This window comes from Micromonospora marina (assembly GCF_900091565.1).
Taxonomy (GTDB): Bacteria; Actinomycetota; Actinomycetes; order Mycobacteriales; family Micromonosporaceae; genus Micromonospora; species Micromonospora marina.
Genome location: NZ_FMCV01000071.1, coordinates 1 through 1327, shown reverse-complemented (window position 1 = coordinate 1327; position 1327 = coordinate 1). Strand labels below are relative to the sequence as shown.

The window sequence follows — 1327 nt, the reverse complement described above, 5'->3', positions numbered from 1 at the left end:
ATCACCCGCTGCTGCGACGGACCATTCGGCGCCGTCAAACCATTCGACGCACCATCCTGGTTGACGGCCGTGCCCCGCACGACCGCCAGAACCCGACGCCCGTCACGCCGCGCATCCGACAACCGCTGCACCACCAGCACGCCGACGCCCTCGGACCAGCCCGTGCCGTCCGCCGCGTCCGAGAACGACTTGCACCGGCCGTCGGCGGACAGGCCGCCCTGGATCGAGAACTCGGCGAACGTGCCGGGTGAGGCCATCACGGTGACGCCGCCGGCCAGCGCGAGGTCGCACTCGCCGGACCGCAGCGCCTGCACCGCCAGGTGCAACGCCACCAGCGACGACGAACACGCCGTGTCCACAGTCACCGCCGGACCCTCGAACCCGAACGAGTACGCCACCCGACCCGACAACACGCTTGTCGCGTTGCCGGTGAGCAGGTGGCCGCTGACCTCCTGGGCCCGACCGACCGACCCGCTGGCGTACCCCTGGAAGCTGGCCCCGGCGAAGACGCCGACCGCGCCGCCCCGCAGGGTGGTCGGGTCGATGCCCGCCGACTCGACGGCCTCCCACGAGGTCTCCAGCAGCAGCCGCTGCTGCGGGTCCATGGCGAGCGCCTCCCGCGGCGAGATGCCGAAGAACTCGGCGTCGAACTCGCCGGCGTCGTAGACGAAGCCGCCCCTGCGGGCGAAGGACGTGTCGGACAGGCCGCTGCTGAGGAAGCTGTCCCAGCCCCGGTCGAGGGGGAACTCGGAGATGCCGTCGCGTCCCGTGGCGAGCAGTTGCCAGAGTTCTTCCGGGGACGCGACGCCACCCGGGAGGCGGCAGCCCATGCCGACGATCACGATCGGGTCGTCGTCGACGGTGGCGACCCTGCGGTCGGCCGGCGCGTCGCCCGATGCTCCGAGCACTGTCTCCCGGATGAAGGCGACCAGGGCGGCCGGCGTCGGGTGGTCGAAGACGAGGGTGGAGGGCAACGCGAGGCCCGTTTCGGCGGTCAGCCGGTTGCGCAGCTCGACTGCGGTGAGCGAGTCGAAGCCGAGACGCTGGAACGCCCGGTCCGGCCGCACCGCCTCCACGGTGGCGTGGCCGAGCACCGTGGCGACCTGGGAGCGTACGAGGTCCAGGAGGGACGCCTCGACCTCCGGCGGCGTCAGGGCCGCGAGCCGCTCACGCAGTGCGGACGCCCGGTCGGTGGGACCGGTCTCGGCTTGGGACGCCGCCTCGATCGCCGCCTGCGCTTCGGGGATGTCGGTGAACAGACACGACGGACGCAACGCCGTGAACGACGGCACAAACCGATCCCACCGCACATCCGCCACCACCACCT

1 protein-coding gene is annotated in these 1327 nt (G+C 72.1%); it reads right to left on the bottom strand.

Going from position 1 to position 1327, the window contains the following annotated elements:
* The coding region (locus tag GA0070215_RS27805; RefSeq protein ID WP_244167193.1) for a type I polyketide synthase at positions 1-1327 on the bottom strand (1327 nt) is incomplete at both ends.